Source organism: Rhodococcus sp. P4_F5, assembly GCF_056401315.1.
This window is the reverse complement of record NZ_JBFUJP010000033.1, coordinates 43,905-59,447: the sequence shown is the minus strand read 5'-3', so window position 1 is coordinate 59,447 and position 15,543 is coordinate 43,905. Positions and strand designations below refer to the sequence as shown.

Genomic DNA, 15,543 nt, shown 5'->3' with positions numbered 1-15,543 from the left:
GCAGCGGCATCAGCCGCGGCGCCGGCCGTGACCTGTCCGTCCACCAACCTGATCGGAGGGACCCGATGAGGGTCGCAATCGCTGGAGCCGGTGCCGTCGGGCGGTCGATCGCCCGCGAGCTGATCCGCAGCGAGCACCACGTCATGTTGCTCGAACGCAAGCTCGAGCACGTCGAGCCCGATGTCCTGCCGGAGGCGCTGTGGGTGCACGCCGACGCCTGCGAGCTCGCGCTGCTCGAGGCCGCGAAGCTCGAGTCCTACGACGTGATGATCGCGGCGACCGGCGACGACAAGGCGAACATCGTGGTCAGCCTGCTCGCCAAGACCGAGTTCGCGGTCCGGCGCGTCGTGGCGCGGGTCAACGACCCACGCAACGAGTGGCTCTTCGACGAGTCCTGGGGCGTCGACGTCGCGGTGTCGACGCCGCGGATGCTGGCCTCGCTGGTCGAGGAGGCCGTCTCCGTGGGTGACCTCGTCCGCCTGATGACCTTCCGGCAGGGCCAGGCGAACCTGGTGGAGATCACCCTGTCCGACGACACCCCGCTGGCCGGCAAGCCGGTGCGAAAGATCCAGCTGCCCCGCGACGCCGCCCTGGTGACCATCCTGCGCGGCGGCCGGGTGATCGTGCCGCAGCCCGACGACCCGATCGAGGGCGGAGACGAGCTGCTGTTCGTGGCGTCCCACGAGGTGGAGGACGAACTGCGTGAGGCGGTCGGTGTCCGGCGCCTGAGCTGACGGCCCCGTTCGGTGCAGTCCCCGCCGACCAGTCCCCAATGTCACATTCGGTGTCCCCGGGATACCGAATGTGACATTGGGGAGCGCGCAGGAGCGGAGCCTGCGGAGCGACTCAGGTGCGCTGGAGCGGAGCCTGCGGCGGTCAGCGGGTGCGGCCGCCGGGCTTCAACGCTCCCGGCGGCAGTGCCGGCGCGGGCAGCTGCGGTCCGTCGTAGGCGTTGACCACCCCGAAGCCGGTGCCGTTCGAGTACTCGGTGCGGGCGGCGACGATCTCCTCGTGGCTGCGGGCCACGAAGTTCCACCACATCACGATCTGCTCCTCGAACGGTTCGCCGCCGAGCAGCATGACCCGCGAGTCCACCTCACCGTGCACGGCGAGCTCGGTGCGTCCGCAGCCGAGGTAGAGCATCGACCCCGGCCCGACCTGGACCCCGTCGACGACGACGACGCCCGACATCACGAGCACCGCATGCTCGAAGTCACGCTCGAGGGGCAACCGGGCGGTCACCCCGCTGCCGACGGCGAGGTCGGCGCCGACCAGCGGGCTGAAGGTGGTACCCGGCGAGCGGGCCCCGTCCACCTCGCCCAGGATGACCGTGGTGTGGTGGCCCCGCCCGGAGAACGCCGGCAGCTCGGCGTGGTGCTCCCAGGACGGCGCGGTGAAGCGGTCCCGGTCCGGCAGTGCCACCCACAGCTGGACGCCGTGCAGGAGGGGGCTGTGCCCGGCGGGGCTGTGCTCGGCGTGGGAGATGGCCCGACCCGACGTCATCAACCCCAGCTCGCCGGGACGGAACTGCTGGTCGCTGCCGATGCTGTCGCGGTGCCGGATCTCCCCCTCCAGCAGCCAACTGACGGTCTGCAGGCCGGTGTGCGGGTGCGGCGGCACCGCCATGCCGGGCTCGGACTCGATGTCGTCGGGACCGTAGTGGTCGACGAAGCACCACGCGCCGACCAGGCGCCGGCCCAGGTTCGGCAGTATCCGGCGGACCGGCGTGTTGCCCAACATCACCTCGCGGCCCGCGTACGTCTCCAGAACCGGGGTGGCTGCCGTGTCACCGAGCCCGCCGCAGACGGTCTCGCGGGGCGCGGTCTCCAGGTTGCTCATGCCTCGACGGTACGGGCGTCGTCAAGGACTGCGAGGGGCGCACCGGGCGAATGGAAATGGACGTTTGTTTCATTAATCGGCGGACCGATTGGCACGTGTAGCAGAAATTGCCGGCGATATACCGGGACCTCCGATTTTCAATTCACGACGACACGCAATTGTGATGTCCGTCTACCGGTCGCGGGAATTCCCGGTCTCGGTCCCGTCGACGTCGGAGACATCACTTTCGGCCTCCGCAACTGCCGTGTCGGCACTCGCCGCGTCGTCGGCATCGAGGCCGGCCGCGTCCACCACCCGGTCGGCCCGCCGGACCGCCCACACCGTGACGACCATGACCAGGGCCGTCAACGGCCAGCCCATCGCGATCCGGGAGAAGGCCAGCCAGCCGGTGTGGTCGGTGTCGTAGAGCTGCGACTGGACCAGGTACCGGGCGCCGAAGACCAGCGCCCACGCCGCGGTCGCGATGTCGTAGGCCCGCACCGCCGGTCGGGCGCGTCGCCAGCTGTTGCCGTGGCCGTTGAGGAAGCCCCACAGCACGCCGACCAGGGGCCAGCGCGCGAGGATCGACACCAGGAACACCCCGGCGTACAGCAGGCTGGTGTAGATCCCGAACAGGAAGTAGCCCTTGGCGTCACCGGTCCGGTGCGCGATGAACGCGCACACACCGACACCGATGAAGCCGGAGATCGCCGGCTGGACGGTCCCCTTGACCGCCAGGCGCCACACGAGGACCACAGCCGCCGCGCCGAGCGCGGCCCAGATCGCGGCGGTCAGCCCCCAGATGCTGTTGACCGGCACGAACAGCAGGATGGGCAGGGTCGAGTAGACCAACCCGCTGATCCCGCCGAGTTGCTCGAGGATGGTCTGCTGATCCCGCTGCGCGTCTGCCACCACACGAGGGTGCCACAGACGGGCGACTGGGTTACGAGTCGCCTTGCAGCTCGTAGTAGGGGTTGTAGATGACCTTCAGCCCGTTGCGGTCGCCGAGGCGCCCTCGGACCAGGATCTTCTTCCCCGATTCGATGCCCGCGATGCGGCGGCGGCCGAACCACACCAGGGTCACAGCGTCGGTGCCGTCGAAGAACTCGGCCTCCACGCTGGCAGCCGACGCCTTGGGACAGGCCGCGACCGCGCGCAGCCGCCCGTACATGGTGACCTCTTCACCACAAGCACAGTCACGGGCGCGCTGAGCGCCCGACGCATGTGCCGACTCGGCCATCATCTCCTCGGCATCGAGCTGATCGATGTCCTCGGTGAGTCGATGGGTGAGCCGACGGAAGTAGCCGGTGGCCGCGAGTGCCATAACGCGCTCCTGGAGCATGTGCGGGGCGACGGTCGCTCCGCGTGAAAGGGCTGTGTATCCGCAACTGTAGCCCCGATCGCAGATGTCAACCCACACCGCCCGAGTGACCCGCCTCACGCACGAGGCAGTATCGACGTATGCCACATCAGAAGTTGCCGCCCGTCGCGGTGGTCCTGCCCGGGACCGGATCCGACGCCGCCTTCGCCACGAGAGCGTTCACCGACGCGTTGTCGCAGGTGGGAGTGCGAGTGATCGCGGTCGAACCGAATCCGCGGCGGGTGGTCGGCAGCTACCTCGACGCCCTCGACGAGGCGGCCGCGGAGCACGGCTCGATCCTCGCCGGCGGCGTCTCCATCGGCGCCGCCGTGGCCCTCGCCTGGGCCGCCGAACACCCGTCCCGCGCGGCGGGCGTGCTGGCGGCGCTGCCGGCCTGGACCGGGTCCCCGGAAGGCGCACCCGCGGCCATGAGCGCCGCCTACACGGCCGGCCGACTCCGGGCCGAAGGCCTCGACGCCGTCACCTCGGCGATGATCGAGACCAGCCCGGCCTGGCTGGGCGGTGAACTCGAGCGGTCCTGGCGCTCGCAGTGGCCGCACCTGCCGTCGGCGCTGGACGAGGCGTCCGGCTACCGGGGGCTGACCGAGGCGGAGATGGCACGGATGACGGTTCCCGTCGGCATCTGTGCGGCGACCGACGACCCGGTTCACCCGCACGAGGTGGCCGCGGAGTGGGCGGCGGCGCTGCCCGTCGCCGCCGTCGCGACGACCACCCTGGACGCGATCGGCGCCGATGCCGGGGTGCTGGGACGGGCCTGCCTGACCGCCCTGAGCGACGCCMTGTCCCGGCGGCCCGTGGGCTGAGGCCCCCGCCCCCTACCTGCTGACTCGGCGCCTAGTGGCCGAGCTGCTGCATGGCCGATCCCCCGCCGCCCGGACGCTGTTCGGGCGGCTGGACGGCCGGTTCCTCGGGCAGCACGGCGGCCTGCTCGGGCATCGGCGGCTGCTGTTGCTGCTGGACCTGCTGTTGTTGCTGCTGCGCGAGCTCCTGCTCCTGCTGGGCCTGCAACTGCTGCTGCTGCGCCGCGATCAACTGCTCCGCGAGCATCTGCGGCAGCACCACGGGCAACGGGGTGCGCACCGGGTGCGGCTCGTCGCCGCGCTGGACGACGGTGTCGCGCAGCACCTCCCGCGCCGACGCGGCGAGCGGCGAGTCCAGGCCCACGGACCCGGCCGGACCGGCCACGACGCACCGGATCATCCACCGGTACCCGTCCACGCCGATGAAGCGCAGGTCCGCACCGGGGGTGACGGCGTGCAGCTCACGTCCCCAGGGACCGGACTCCACGCTGACCGCGGCGTTGTCGTTGCGCAGCGAGTCGGCCAGGTCCGCGGCGACCTCGCGCCACTGACCGGCGGACTTCGGCGCGGCGTACGCCGCCACCGTGATCCGACCCAGCACGCTCACCAGGTGGACGGCCTGGGGCGTGCCGTCCGGCGCCATCTCCACCTGGATCTGGCCGCCCTCGGGCATCGGCACCAGCACCGACCCGAGGTCGAGCCGAGGGCCGTTCTCGCCCTCGGTCGGCTCCGCACCGTCGAGGTCCGCCAGGTCGTAGGGACCGCGGTCCTCGACACCCGTCGGCGCGTCCACGTCGACCTCCGCCGCGGCATCGTCGCGCAGGTCCGCGAAACGGTCCGCTGCCGCGTCCTGCGCAGCGTCCTTCTTCTTACGTCCGAACATCAATGCGCCTCTTCCTGGGGCAGTGCCGACACCGCATGCAGGATCGCATGACCGCCGGTGGAGCCGTGACCTGCCTCACCCCGACTGGTCTCGTCGAGCGAGTCGACCTCGACGAAGGTGACCAGCTCGACGCGCTGGACCAGCAGCTGAGCGATGCGGTCGCCGCGCCGGATCTCGACCGCGGTGCGAGTGTCGTGGTTGATCAGGCAGACCTTGATCTCCCCGCGGTAGCCGGCGTCGACCGTGCCGGGCGTGTTGACCACCGACAATCCGGACTTTGCGGCCAGGCCGGAACGGGGATGGATCAGCCCGACCGTGCCGACCGGCAGCGCAATGGCGATGCCGGTGCCGACCAGCACGCGTTCGCCTGGCTCGATGGTCACATCGACGGTCGAACACAGGTCGACGCCGGCGTCCCCCTCGTGCGCCCGTGTCGGGACCGGCATCTGGGGATCGAGGCGCAGCAGGGCGATGGCAGGAAGATCGTTCACGTGCACCGAGACTACTCTGGATGCGTGCCCGAGAACCCGCAACATGCCCCTGCCGCCTCCCACGACCCGGCCACCGCGCCGCGGTACTCCGAACGCCTGTGGGTTCCGATCTGGTGGTGGCTCGCCGGCCTCGGGGTGGCCGGCCTCCTGGCCGCCGAGATCCACATGGGCGCGCCCGGACTGTTCGCCTGGCTGCCCTACGTGCTGCTGTTCCCCTTCCCGGTGTGGGGACTGTTGTGGCTCAGCCGCCTCCGCGTCGAGGTCGTCGACGGGGCGCCCGGCAGCCCGGGTGAACTCCGCGTCGGCCGCGCCAGGCTGCCGCTCGACGTCATCTCCCGGGTCGCGGTGGTTCCCGGCACCGCGAAGTCCGCGGCCCTGGGGCGTCAGCTCGACCCGACCGCCTTCGTCCAGCACCGCACCTGGGTCAAGCCGATGGTGCTGATCGTGCTCGACGACCCGGAGGATCCGACGCCGTACTGGCTGGTCAGCACGCGTCACCCGGAGAAGCTCGCGGCGGAACTCGGCGGCCGCTGACCGCGCCCCGCGGCGGCCCACCGCTCTCGTGGTTCGGGGCACGCGCGTCGCATCTGGGCTGGATGCGGCCGCGCTACGCCACGGCCGGACCGGTCACGGTCCGGCCACTGCACACGGCGCCACTCGCGCCGCGGCACGTCTGCATCGTCGTCAGGCGGCGCAGTCCATGCAGATCAGCACGCCGTCGGCGTCGCTGGCGAGCCTGCTCCGGTGGTGCACCAGGAAGCAGCTCGAGCAGGTGAACTCGTCGGCCTGCTTCGGTACGACCCGGACGGACAGTTCTTCGCCGGACAGATCCGCGCCGGGCAGCTCGAAGGACTCCGCCGTATCCGACTCGTCGACGTCGACCACCGCGGACTGTGCCTCGTTGCGCCGAGCCTTCAACTCCTCGAGTGAATCCTCCGATACCTCGTCGGATTCCGAACGCCTCGGTGCGTCGTAGTCGGTTGCCATCTCGTCTTCCCCTCGTCCTCTCTGATGATTCGATCCCGTTCACCGCGTCCCGTGGGACACGTGGCTGCATAACGCGTTGGTTCTCGAAATGGTGCCCAGAAGTTAACGTCAGCAAATATGACTTGTGCCACATTCACAGTCGACTCCCAACTATCGACACCCACGTTCTGTCAGCATGGGGCCGCCAGACAATAGCCGAACTCGGCGCAAATGTCGCAGTCCTATTCGTCGAGGCCCGAAAACCGTCCGACAATCGAGATAAACGCCGACGGGAAGCGAGACATTCCGGGCATCGTGACGGCCCTCACCGCCGGCCGCCGCGACGCGCCGACCCGCGCCGGACGCCAGGCTCACGGCTCTCTAAGCTGTCCTTCTCTACAGTGGGTCGAGCTTTGCGCTGGGACTCGTTCCCGAGCACCATCCAGCGAGTTGCACCCAGCGAGTCGGTCGCCGCCCGCGGTAACCGGCACCCGAACACCGAGAGGTCAGGACGAATCGTGGTTTCACTGATCGCCGATGGGCACAGCAGCGACGAGAACGGCCGGCCGTTCCGACGCCGTCGCGCCCTGCCCGTCGTCGCCCTGCTCGGCGTTCTCGCGGTGCTCGGCTCCGTCCTGTGGTTCCGGATCCTCACCAAGGACGAGGTGCTCTCCGCCACGGTCACCTGCAACCTGCCGCAGACACCCGCGACGCTGGACCCGGACGCGCCCGCCCCGCAGCCACTCGGCGCGAAGGTCAATCCCGACACCATGCTCGACGTCGAACCGGCCGCGCTGTCGGCGACCCGGGTCCGGGTGTTCAACGCGAACGGCGAGCGCGGTCAGGCCGCCCACGTCGCCTCGCAGCTGAGCGACTACGGATTCGCCAGCGCCCCCGACGTGCAGGTCGGCAACGACCCCGTCTACGTCGACCAGAACATGCAGTGCCAGGGCCAGATCCGGTTCGGCCCGAACGGAATGGCGGCGGCCAGCACGCTGTGGCTGATCGAGCCCTGTGCCGAGCTCATCCAGGACGAGCGCGCGGACGACAGCGTGGACCTGGCACTGGGAACCTACTTCCGGGAACTGCAGCCGAACACCGACGCCGAGGAGGTGCTCGCCTCGCTGAAGAACCCCGCGCCCGGCGGAAGCGCCACGGCGCCGGTGGACATCGACCTGCTCAAGGCCGCCCGCACCACGCGCTGCTGAGCCGCCCCGGGCCGCGTCGGCCCGGCGAACCTCACGCCGGGATCGGCGCGAACACCCCCAGCTCGTCGAACATCGCGTTCAACTCGGCCGCGATGCCGGGCGCGGCGGCGACCGTCACCAGCCCGTCGTCGCTGGTCGAGTCCGGCGCGGGCAGTCGCACCTCCGCTCCCGCCTCCGACGCGATCAGCGCGCCCGCCGCCCAGTCCCAGGGGCTCAGGCCGTGCTCGAAGTGCGCGTCCACCCGGCCGGTCGCGACCATGCACAGGTCCAGCGCCGCGGACCCGATCCGGCGGATGTCACGCACCCGCGGCAGCACCGACGCGATCAACTCGCCCTGCCGGACGCGACGGCTCCGCGCGTACCCGAACCCGGTGGCCAGCAACGCCATTGACACGTCGGTGACCGGGTTGCAGCGCAGCGCGTGCGCCTCGCCGGACGCCTCGTGCAGGCTGGCACCGCCACCCCGGGCGGCGGAGTAGACCGCGCCCGCCGCGACGTCGACCACGGCGCCGGCCACCGAGACGCCGTCGACCTGCGCCGCGACCGACACCGCGAAAGCCGGGATCCCGTAGAGGAAGTTCACGGTGCCGTCGATGGGGTCGACGATCCACTGCACCCCGTCGACCCGGCCCGCGGCTCCCCCGCCCTCCTCGCCGAGGATCGCGTCCGCCGGGCGCCATCGGGCCAGCAGAGCGCGGATGAGCTCCTCCGTCTCGGTGTCGACGACGGTGACCGGGTCGGTCGGTGTGGACTTCGTCGCCACCGCCTCGTCGGTCTCGGCGGCGCCTCCGCCGACCGCGCCGAATACCTCGGGACGGCGGACCCGCACGTGCTGGGCGGCCTCGACGGCGATCCGGACCGCCACGCCGCGCAACACCTCCGGGTCGTCGGAACCGGCCGACAGGTCGGGCGCCGGGAGAGCTCGGACAGCGGGATGGTTCTCGAAAAGTGGCACGCCCCATGGTGCCTCACCTCGATCCGGCCGCGCGAGTTCTTCCCTGGCCGTGCCGGCCGCAGGGTGCGGCCACTATGGTGGCCCCCATGGCTGAATCGGTGAACGACCTGTCCCCCGCCGTCGCGGCGGCCTCGGCGGGCGACGTCTCGGGGCGACGCGGGTTCGGCGTCGACGTCGGCGGCAGCGGCGTCAAGGGGGGTCTGGTCGACCTCGAGACCGGCGAGTTGATCGGTGACCGGATCAAGATCGAGACGCCGCAACCCGCCACCCCCGACGCCATCGCCGCCACCGTCCGCGAGATCGTCACGCAGGCCGGCTGGGACGGTGAGGTCGGGCTCACGCTGCCCTCGGTGGTCACCGACGGCGTCGCACGGACCGCGGCGAACATCGACAAGTCCTGGATCGGCACCGACGCACGGGCCCTGTTCTCAGCGGCACTCGGCGGTCGCCCCGTGACTGTCCTCAACGACGCCGACGCGGCGGGCATCGCGGAGGACCGCTACGGCGCCGGCAAGGACGTCGACGGCGTCGTCGTGCTGCTGACCTTCGGCACCGGCATCGGCTCGGCGATCCTGCACCACGGCGTCCTGCTGCCGAACACCGAGCTCGGACACATGGAGGTGGACGGCAAGGAGGCCGAGCACCGGGCCGCGTCCTCGGTCAAGGAGCAGCAGGACCTGTCCTACAAGGACTGGTCGAAGGAGGTCACGCGGGTGCTGACCCGGTTCGAGGACCTGCTGTGGCCGGACCTGTTCATCGCAGGTGGCGGCATCAGCCGCAAGGGCGAGAAGTGGATTCCGCACCTGACGAACCGGACCCCGGTGGTGGCCGCCACGCTGCGCAACACCGCCGGCATCGTGGGCGCCGCGCTCGCCGCCCAGTCCACCCCGGCCCGCTGACCGGGCTGCGCCGCGCCGGCCTCCCGACCCTGCGGCGCGGCCTCTCGACCCCCGCGGCGCAGCGTCTCGACCCCGGAGCACACGCCCCGATCACCGCGTCGACCAGCATCTGGACATCAACGCCCGAATCGATAGTTACAATGGTGGGGCCCGGCTCGATGCCGGCGAAACTCAACTGACCTCTCCGCCGGAAAATCACTCTGGCGTGACGCCGCACGACACCGTCACGAAAGGGCGTACGTGGCCGCCACCGATACAAGTCAGACCGCCGAACCGAGCACCGAATCGGCGTCCGCCGAGGCGGCCACGGGCACCGCACCTGCGAAGAAGGCTGCAGCGAAGAAGGCCCCCGCGAAGAAGGCGCCAGCCAAGAAGGCCCCCGCCAAGAAGGCCGCCGCGAAGAAGGCCCCCGCCAAGAAGACGGCCGCGAAGAAGGCCCCCGCCAAGAAGGCCGCCGCGAAGGGTGACCCCGAGGGCCACGAGGACAACATCGACATGGCCGACCTCGAGGTCCCCGAGGGCGACCTCACCGACGAGGTGGTCGAGGTCGTCGCCGTCGAGGAGGACGAGGAAGAGACCGCCGAGCCGACCGAGAAGGACAAGGCCTCCGGAGACTTCGTCTGGGACGAGGAAGAGTCCGAGGCACTGCGCCAGGCGCGCAAGGACGCCGAGCTCACCGCGTCGGCCGACTCGGTCCGCGCGTACCTCAAGCAGATCGGCAAGGTCGCCCTCCTCAACGCCGAGGAGGAGGTCGAGCTCGCCAAGCGCATCGAGGCCGGTCTGTTCGCGACGCACAAGATGGGCAAGATGGCGGAGGCCGGCGAGAAGCCGACCCCCACCGATCGTCGCAACCTGAACTGGATCACCCGCGACGGCAACCGCGCCAAGAACCACCTGCTCGAGGCGAACCTTCGCCTCGTCGTCTCGCTGGCCAAGCGCTACACCGGTCGCGGCATGGCGTTCCTGGACCTGATCCAGGAAGGCAACCTCGGCCTGATCCGCGCGGTCGAGAAGTTCGACTACACCAAGGGTTACAAGTTCTCCACGTACGCCACGTGGTGGATTCGCCAGGCGATCACCCGCGCGATGGCCGACCAGGCCCGCACCATCCGTATCCCGGTGCACATGGTCGAGGTCATCAACAAGCTCGGCCGCATCCAGCGTGAGCTGCTCCAGGACCTGGGCCGCGAGCCCACGCCCGAGGAGCTCGCCAAGGAAATGGACATCACGCCCGAGAAGGTGCTGGAGATCCAGCAGTACGCGCGTGAGCCCATCTCGCTCGACCAGACGATCGGCGACGAGGGCGACAGCCAGCTCGGCGACTTCATCGAGGACTCCGAGGCCGTGGTCGCGGTGGACGCGGTCTCGTTCACCCTGCTGCAGGACCAGCTGGCATCGGTGCTCGAGACGCTCTCCGAGCGCGAGGCCGGCGTCGTGCGCCTGCGCTTCGGTCTCACCGACGGCCAGCCGCGCACTTTAGACGAAATCGGTCAGGTCTACGGCGTCACGCGTGAGCGGATCCGTCAGATCGAGTCGAAGACGATGTCGAAGCTGCGCCACCCGTCGCGGTCGCAGGTGCTCCGGGACTACCTGGACTAGTCGGCCCCGTCCGGACACACGAATGCCCCGTCACCGCGAAGGTGACGGGGCATTCGTGTGTCCGGCAGACGCGGGTGCGGGCTCAGTCGCCGGCGGGCACCGGCGTGACGCCGGGACCGCCCGTCGAGCCCGGCACCAGGCGCAGCACCGCGCGGGCCGTCGGTTCGACCACCCGGGCGGCCACGGGACCGAGCACGGCCATCAGCAGCACGTAGGCGGTCGCGAGGGCCGCCAACTCCCCCTCGACCGCGCCGGCGGAGACCGCGAGCCCGGCGATGACGATCGAGAATTCCCCGCGGGCCACCAGCGCGGCGCCGGCCCGGGCCTGGCCCATCCTGGCGATCCCCTGCCGCCGCGCGGCCCACACCCCCGTCACCACCTTGGTGAGGGTGGTGACCACCGCCAGCACCACCGCCCACCCCAGCACGGGCGGGATGGTGCCGGGATCGGTGTTCAGGCCGAACACGACGAAGAACATCGCCGCGAACAGGTCCCGCAGCGGCTCGAGCACCTTGGTGGCGTTGCGTGCGGTCGACCCCGAGATCGCGATGCCGAGCAGGAACGCCCCGACCGCCGCCGACACCTGCATCGCCGACGCGAGGCCCGCGACCAGCAACGCCGCGCCGAGCAGCTTGAGGAGGAAGACCTCCTTGTCCTTGCTGTCGACGATCGCGGACACGACGTGGCCGTACTTGAGCGCGATGACGAGCACCAGGGTGACCACGCACAGCGAGATGCCCACCGCCTTGAGGCCGCCGAGCAGGCTCACCCCGGCCAGCAGGGCGGTGAGGATGGGGAGGTAGACGGCCATCGCCAGGTCCTCGAACACCAGGATGGACAGCACCACCGGCGTCTCCCTGTTGCCGAGGCGGCCCAGGTCCCCGAGCACCTTGGCCACGATCCCCGACGACGAGATGTAGGTGACGCCCGCCATCACCATGGCCCCGACGGGACCCCAGCCGAGCATCAACGCGACCAGCGCTCCGGGTGTCGCATTCAGCACCAGGTCCAGGACGCCGCCCATCCAGGACTTGCGCAGCCCGGTCATCAGCTCCGATGCCGTGTACTCGAGGCCGAGCAGCAACAGCAACAACACCACGCCGATCTCGCTGGCCAGGTGGGAGAACGAGCCGATGTCACCGAGTTCGAGGAAGCCGCCCTCCCCGAAGCAGAGCCCGCCGACCAGGTACAGCGGAATCGGCGAGAGCCCGATCCGGCCGGCCAGCCGGCCGAGCACACCCAGGGCGAAGAACACCGCGCCGAGTTGGATCAGGGCCAGCGCGGTGCTGGTCACCGTCCACCCCGCGCGGGACTACCGGTGCGGAAGACCGACCTCATCCGTGATGCAGGATCTTCGTCGCACTGTCGAGGCCGTCGGCGGTGCCGACTGCCACCAGCAGGTCGCCCGCGGTGAGGTTGAAGTCCGGGGTCGGCGACGGGTACGCGTGCCCGGCGCGCATCACCGCGACCACGGACACCCCGGTCCGGGTCCGCAGTGCCGTCTCGCCCAGCGTCCGGCCGTCGAACGGGGAGTCGTCGACGATCGGCAGCTGCCGGGTGTTGATGCCGGCCAGCTCCCGGTGCTCCTCGCGCAGCTGCGCGACCAGCTGCGGGGCGCCCAGCAGATTCGCCAGCACCCCCGCCTCGTCACTGCTCAGCGGGATCGACGCCATGCACGCGTCGGGGTCGTCCCGCTTCGAGATGATGAGGTCGGTCCCGCCGTCGCGATGACTGACGACACCGATGCGCCGCCCGGTGGTGGTCTCGAAGTCCTTGCGGATACCGATACCGGGAAGAGGGGTCACTTCCACGTTCATGCCACCACGGTAACCGTGTGCCGCCACCCGAGGGGAGGGAACCTCCCCGGCCGCCCGCCGGCGCCGCCCGCGACGCCCGGCGACGTCGTGCGCAGGCGCTACGCCGGCGGTCCGAATGCCCCGTCGGCGCCGGGCAGGTACTCGCGCACCTCGGTCACCGCGGCCACCGGGAGGGGCCCGTACAGGTGCGGGAACAGCATGGCGTCCGGGTCCCCGGGCACCCCCGGTTCCCAGCGGACATCGGCGCCGAACCGGTCCGGGTCCAGGTGGAGCAGGACCAGGTCGGTGCGGCCGGCGAACAACCGGTTCGCGGGCAGGTGCACCTGCGCGGTGGTGGACAGGTGCACGAACCCGTCCGCGGCGTAGGTCTCGGGGACCCGCTCCCCCGCCAGCTGGGCCTGCCGCCACTGCTCGACCGTGCAGATGTGTACCAGGGTGTCCGTCCGATCCGTCACCCGCGAAGGCTATCGCCGAGCGCGGTATGACCTGCGTCACCGCGGCCGCGTGTTCCCTGTTAGAGAAACCACAAAGAAACGCTGCCGGGAACAACGACGGCAGGCCAAACGTCTGACAGAGTGGATCCACCGCGCCAACCCGACGCGGCGGACCAGGCCCCAGGCGGCCGGCTAGGACCGGAAGCCAGTACGGAGGAGTCATGCCCGGAACACTGACCAGCCCCCCGTTGACCGCAGCCGACCGGTGCGACCGGTGCGGTGCAGGAGCCCGCGTCCGCGCGGTGTTGTCCTCTGGTGGTGAGCTTCTCTTCTGCCAGCACCACGCCAACGAGCACGAAGATCGACTTCGCTCGATGAACGCCACGATCGTCAGCGGCGTCCTCGACGAGGCAGCGATCTAGGCCGTCAGCGCCACCGGGCGCCCACGAGGGCCCCATACGACAAGCACGACACAGAGAGCCCGCACCGAATCGGTGCGGGCTCTCTGCTGTGTGTCTCCCCGCCGCCGCTGCCACTTACCCAGCGCGGCGCCGCTACCACTTACGCAGCGTGGCGATCCGCTCGGTCAGCTGCTCGACGGTCGCGATCGCGGTCGGCGGGCCGCCGCAGACCCGGCGCAGCTCCCCGTGGATCCAGCCGTGCGGCTTGCCGGTGCGGTGGTGCTGCATGGCGACCAGCCCGTTGAGTTCCTTGCGGAGCTCGGCCAGCTTCCCCGCCGAGGCCACCCGGTCCGCGACCGCGGTCGGCGCGGCGACGGCGGGCGCGGCCTGGCGGGCGGCGACCTTGTCGAGCTGACTGGCCTGGCGTTCGCGCAGCAGCGCCCGCATCTGGTCGGCGTCGAGCAGGCCGGGCAGGCCGAGGTAGTCGGCCTCCTCGTCGCTGCCCGCGAAGGTGGCCGTCCCGAACGAGGAGCCGTCGTAGATCACCTGGTCCAGTTCGGCGTCGGCGCCGAGCGAGGTGAACGCCTTCTCCTCCTCGCCCGGCTCGTCCTTCTGCTTGTTGGCGTCGGCGAGCAGCTCGTCCTCGAGGCCGTCCTTCTCGCGGTGCGGCTTGCCGAGCACGTGGTCGCGCTGCACCTCGAGCTGGCTGGCCAGGTCGAGCAGGACCGGCACCGAGGGGACGAAGACGCTCGCCGTCTCGCCCTTGCGGCGCATCCGCACGAATCGGCCGATGGCCTGGGCGAAGTACAGCGGCGTCGAGGCGCTGGTGGCGTACACACCGACCGCGAGGCGGGGCACGTCGACGCCCTCGGACACCATCCGCACCGCGACCATCCAGGCATCGGTGCTGGCACTGAACTCGGCGATGCGCTTGGACGCCGTCGGGTCGTCGGAGAGCACCAGGGTCGGCGTCGTCCCGGTGATGGTCTCGAGGATCTTCGCGTAGGCCCGGGCCACGGTCTGGTCGGTCGCGATCACGAGGCCGCCCGCGTCCGGTATGCCGCCGGCCCGCAGCTGTCCGAGCCGGGTGTTGGCCGCGGTCAGCACCGCCGGGATCCAGTCGCCGGTCGGGTCCAGCGCGGTACGCCAGGCCCGTGCGGTCTGCTCGGCGTTGAGCGGCTCGCCGAGCCGGGCGGTGAACTCCTCGCCCGCGCTGGTGCGCCAGCGCGCCTCGCCCGAGTACGCCAGGAACACGACGGGCCGCACGACGCCGTCGGCGAGCGCGTCGGAGTATCCGTAGGCGTGGTCCGCCTTGGACCGCAGCAGCCCCTCCCGGTCCGGCTCGTACTGGATGAACGGGATGGCGCTGTCGTCGCTGCGGAACGGGGTACCGGTGAGAGCGAGCCGCCGGGTCGCCGGGTCGTAGGCCTCCCGGATCGCCTCACCCCAGCTCTTGGCGTCGCCGCCGTGGTGGATCTCGTCGAGGATCACCAGGGTGCGGCGGTTCTCGGTGCGGACCCGGTGCCGGGTGGGGTGCGAGGCCACCTGCGCATAGGTCACCACAACACCGTGGTAGTCCGACGACGTCTGCCCGGTCGAGTTGGAGAAGTTCGAGTCCAGTGCGATGCCCATGCGCGCCGCCGACTCGGCCCACTGGTGCTTGAGGTGCTCGGTCGGCGCGACCACCGTGACCTCGTCCACTGTGCGGTCGCCGAGCAGTTCGGCCGCCACGCGGAGCGCGAAGGTGGTCTTGCCCGCGCCGGGGGTGGCTACGGCGAGGAAGTCGCGAGGTTTGGTCGCCAGGTACTTCGTGAGGGCACGGCGCTGCCACGCTCGAAGGGTGGCGACGGGTGCGGGTGGCGGAGATTCGGCGTTACCCGTGAGCACTGTC

17 protein-coding genes and 1 pseudogene are annotated in these 15,543 nt (G+C 70.7%); 7 read left to right on the top strand and 11 right to left on the bottom strand.

Annotated features, from left to right (window positions below):
- Positions 1-65: 65 nt before the first annotated feature.
- Positions 66-734: a potassium channel family protein gene (locus tag AC1DU4_RS14915; protein WP_072843977.1), complete on the top strand. Its 669-nt coding sequence runs from the start codon at positions 66-68 to the stop codon at positions 732-734.
- 142 nt (positions 735-876) lie between these two features.
- Here the strand turns inward: AC1DU4_RS14915 and AC1DU4_RS14910 are convergent, their stop codons facing one another.
- The 3 genes from AC1DU4_RS14910 to AC1DU4_RS14900 form a co-directional block, all read right to left on the bottom strand.
- Positions 877-1,839, bottom strand: a complete 963-nt coding sequence (locus AC1DU4_RS14910) for a pirin family protein (RefSeq protein ID WP_477841056.1) — start codon at positions 1,837-1,839, stop codon at positions 877-879.
- 171 nt (positions 1,840-2,010) lie between these two features.
- On the bottom strand, positions 2,011-2,730 hold the full coding sequence (locus AC1DU4_RS14905; RefSeq protein ID WP_245709167.1) for a DUF3159 domain-containing protein: 720 nt from the start codon (positions 2,728-2,730) through the stop codon (positions 2,011-2,013).
- Between the two features lie 31 nt (positions 2,731-2,761).
- Positions 2,762-3,142: an OB-fold nucleic acid binding domain-containing protein gene (locus AC1DU4_RS14900; protein ID WP_072843982.1), complete on the bottom strand. Its 381-nt coding sequence runs from the start codon at positions 3,140-3,142 to the stop codon at positions 2,762-2,764.
- 137 nt (positions 3,143-3,279) lie between these two features.
- On the opposite strand from AC1DU4_RS14900, the gene AC1DU4_RS14895 reads away from it, so the two are divergent.
- Positions 3,280-4,002: an alpha/beta fold hydrolase gene (locus AC1DU4_RS14895; protein WP_477841054.1), complete on the top strand. Its 723-nt coding sequence runs from the start codon at positions 3,280-3,282 to the stop codon at positions 4,000-4,002.
- Between the two features lie 31 nt (positions 4,003-4,033).
- Here AC1DU4_RS14895 and AC1DU4_RS14890 read toward each other — a convergent pair whose 3' ends face one another.
- Both AC1DU4_RS14890 and dut read right to left on the bottom strand, forming a co-directional pair.
- Positions 4,034-4,882: a DUF3710 domain-containing protein gene (locus AC1DU4_RS14890; RefSeq protein ID WP_477841052.1), complete on the bottom strand. Its 849-nt coding sequence runs from the start codon at positions 4,880-4,882 to the stop codon at positions 4,034-4,036.
- On the bottom strand, positions 4,882-5,418 hold the full coding sequence (gene dut / locus AC1DU4_RS14885; RefSeq protein ID WP_477841050.1) for a dUTP diphosphatase: 537 nt from the start codon (positions 5,416-5,418) through the stop codon (positions 4,882-4,884). The genes AC1DU4_RS14890 and dut overlap by 1 nt, the downstream gene beginning before the upstream one ends.
- Here dut and AC1DU4_RS14880 point away from each other — a divergent pair.
- On the top strand, positions 5,398-5,907 hold the full coding sequence (locus tag AC1DU4_RS14880) for a DUF3093 domain-containing protein (RefSeq protein ID WP_072843988.1): 510 nt from the start codon (positions 5,398-5,400) through the stop codon (positions 5,905-5,907). The two genes, dut and AC1DU4_RS14880, sit on opposite strands and share 21 nt — an antisense overlap.
- Positions 5,908-6,057: 150 nt before the next feature.
- Here AC1DU4_RS14880 and AC1DU4_RS14875 read toward each other — a convergent pair whose 3' ends face one another.
- The gene (locus tag AC1DU4_RS14875) at positions 6,058-6,360 is read right to left on the bottom strand and encodes a DUF4193 domain-containing protein (RefSeq protein ID WP_072843989.1); all 303 of its coding nucleotides are present in this window, start codon (positions 6,358-6,360) and stop codon (positions 6,058-6,060) included.
- A 497-nt stretch (positions 6,361-6,857) separates the two neighbouring features.
- On the opposite strand from AC1DU4_RS14875, the gene cei reads away from it, so the two are divergent.
- Positions 6,858-7,547: an envelope integrity protein Cei gene (gene cei / locus AC1DU4_RS14870; RefSeq protein WP_072843990.1), complete on the top strand. Its 690-nt coding sequence runs from the start codon at positions 6,858-6,860 to the stop codon at positions 7,545-7,547.
- Positions 7,548-7,578: 31 nt separating this feature from the next.
- Here cei and AC1DU4_RS14865 read toward each other — a convergent pair whose 3' ends face one another.
- Positions 7,579-8,451, bottom strand: a complete 873-nt coding sequence (locus tag AC1DU4_RS14865; protein WP_477841066.1) for an inositol monophosphatase family protein — start codon at positions 8,449-8,451, stop codon at positions 7,579-7,581.
- 137 nt (positions 8,452-8,588) lie between these two features.
- On the opposite strand from AC1DU4_RS14865, the gene ppgK reads away from it, so the two are divergent.
- Both ppgK and AC1DU4_RS14855 read left to right on the top strand, forming a co-directional pair.
- Positions 8,589-9,401 (top strand): polyphosphate--glucose phosphotransferase, encoded by an 813-nt coding sequence (ppgK, locus tag AC1DU4_RS14860; protein WP_477841047.1) that lies wholly within the window; start codon positions 8,589-8,591, stop codon positions 9,399-9,401.
- A 195-nt stretch (positions 9,402-9,596) separates the two neighbouring features.
- A pseudogene (locus tag AC1DU4_RS14855) lies at positions 9,597-11,000 on the top strand (RNA polymerase sigma factor); the annotation flags it as partial.
- Positions 11,001-11,082: 82 nt separating this feature from the next.
- On the opposite strand, the gene AC1DU4_RS14850 reads toward AC1DU4_RS14855, so the two are convergent.
- The 3 genes from AC1DU4_RS14850 to AC1DU4_RS14840 form a co-directional block, all read right to left on the bottom strand.
- The gene (locus AC1DU4_RS14850; protein WP_477841045.1) at positions 11,083-12,294 is read right to left on the bottom strand and encodes a cation:proton antiporter; all 1,212 of its coding nucleotides are present in this window, start codon (positions 12,292-12,294) and stop codon (positions 11,083-11,085) included.
- A gap of 40 nt (positions 12,295-12,334) precedes the next feature.
- Positions 12,335-12,817, bottom strand: coding sequence for a cation:proton antiporter regulatory subunit (locus AC1DU4_RS14845; protein WP_072843994.1), 483 nt, complete (start codon positions 12,815-12,817; stop codon positions 12,335-12,337).
- 98 nt (positions 12,818-12,915) lie between these two features.
- Positions 12,916-13,272, bottom strand: a complete 357-nt coding sequence (locus tag AC1DU4_RS14840) for a DUF952 domain-containing protein (RefSeq protein ID WP_477841034.1) — start codon at positions 13,270-13,272, stop codon at positions 12,916-12,918.
- 200 nt (positions 13,273-13,472) lie between these two features.
- Between AC1DU4_RS14840 and AC1DU4_RS14835 the strand changes: the two genes are divergently transcribed.
- Positions 13,473-13,673: a DUF7455 domain-containing protein gene (locus AC1DU4_RS14835; protein ID WP_072843998.1), complete on the top strand. Its 201-nt coding sequence runs from the start codon at positions 13,473-13,475 to the stop codon at positions 13,671-13,673.
- Positions 13,674-13,805: 132 nt separating this feature from the next.
- Here AC1DU4_RS14835 and AC1DU4_RS14830 read toward each other — a convergent pair whose 3' ends face one another.
- A complete protein-coding gene (locus AC1DU4_RS14830) occupies positions 13,806-15,539 on the bottom strand; it encodes a DEAD/DEAH box helicase (RefSeq protein WP_477841032.1) in 1,734 nt (577 codons plus the stop codon).
- Positions 15,540-15,543: the final 4 nt, after the last annotated feature.

Coding starts and splice junctions, on each gene's coding strand:
- AC1DU4_RS14915 (WP_072843977.1), top strand. CDS start 66: ATGAGGGTCGCAATCGCTGGAGCCGGTGCCGTCGGGCGGTCGATCGCC.
- AC1DU4_RS14910 (WP_477841056.1), bottom strand. CDS start 1,839: ATGAGCAACCTGGAGACCGCGCCCCGCGAGACCGTCTGCGGCGGGCTC.
- AC1DU4_RS14900 (WP_072843982.1), bottom strand. CDS start 3,142: ATGGCACTCGCGGCCACCGGCTACTTCCGTCGGCTCACCCATCGACTC.
- AC1DU4_RS14890 (WP_477841052.1), bottom strand. CDS start 4,882: ATGTTCGGACGTAAGAAGAAGGACGCTGCGCAGGACGCGGCAGCGGAC.
- dut (WP_477841050.1), bottom strand. CDS start 5,418: ATGTTGCGGGTTCTCGGGCACGCATCCAGAGTAGTCTCGGTGCACGTG.
- AC1DU4_RS14875 (WP_072843989.1), bottom strand. CDS start 6,360: ATGGCAACCGACTACGACGCACCGAGGCGTTCGGAATCCGACGAGGTA.
- ppgK (WP_477841047.1), top strand. CDS start 8,589: ATGGCTGAATCGGTGAACGACCTGTCCCCCGCCGTCGCGGCGGCCTCG.
- AC1DU4_RS14845 (WP_072843994.1), bottom strand. CDS start 12,817: ATGAACGTGGAAGTGACCCCTCTTCCCGGTATCGGTATCCGCAAGGAC.
- AC1DU4_RS14835 (WP_072843998.1), top strand. CDS start 13,473: ATGCCCGGAACACTGACCAGCCCCCCGTTGACCGCAGCCGACCGGTGC.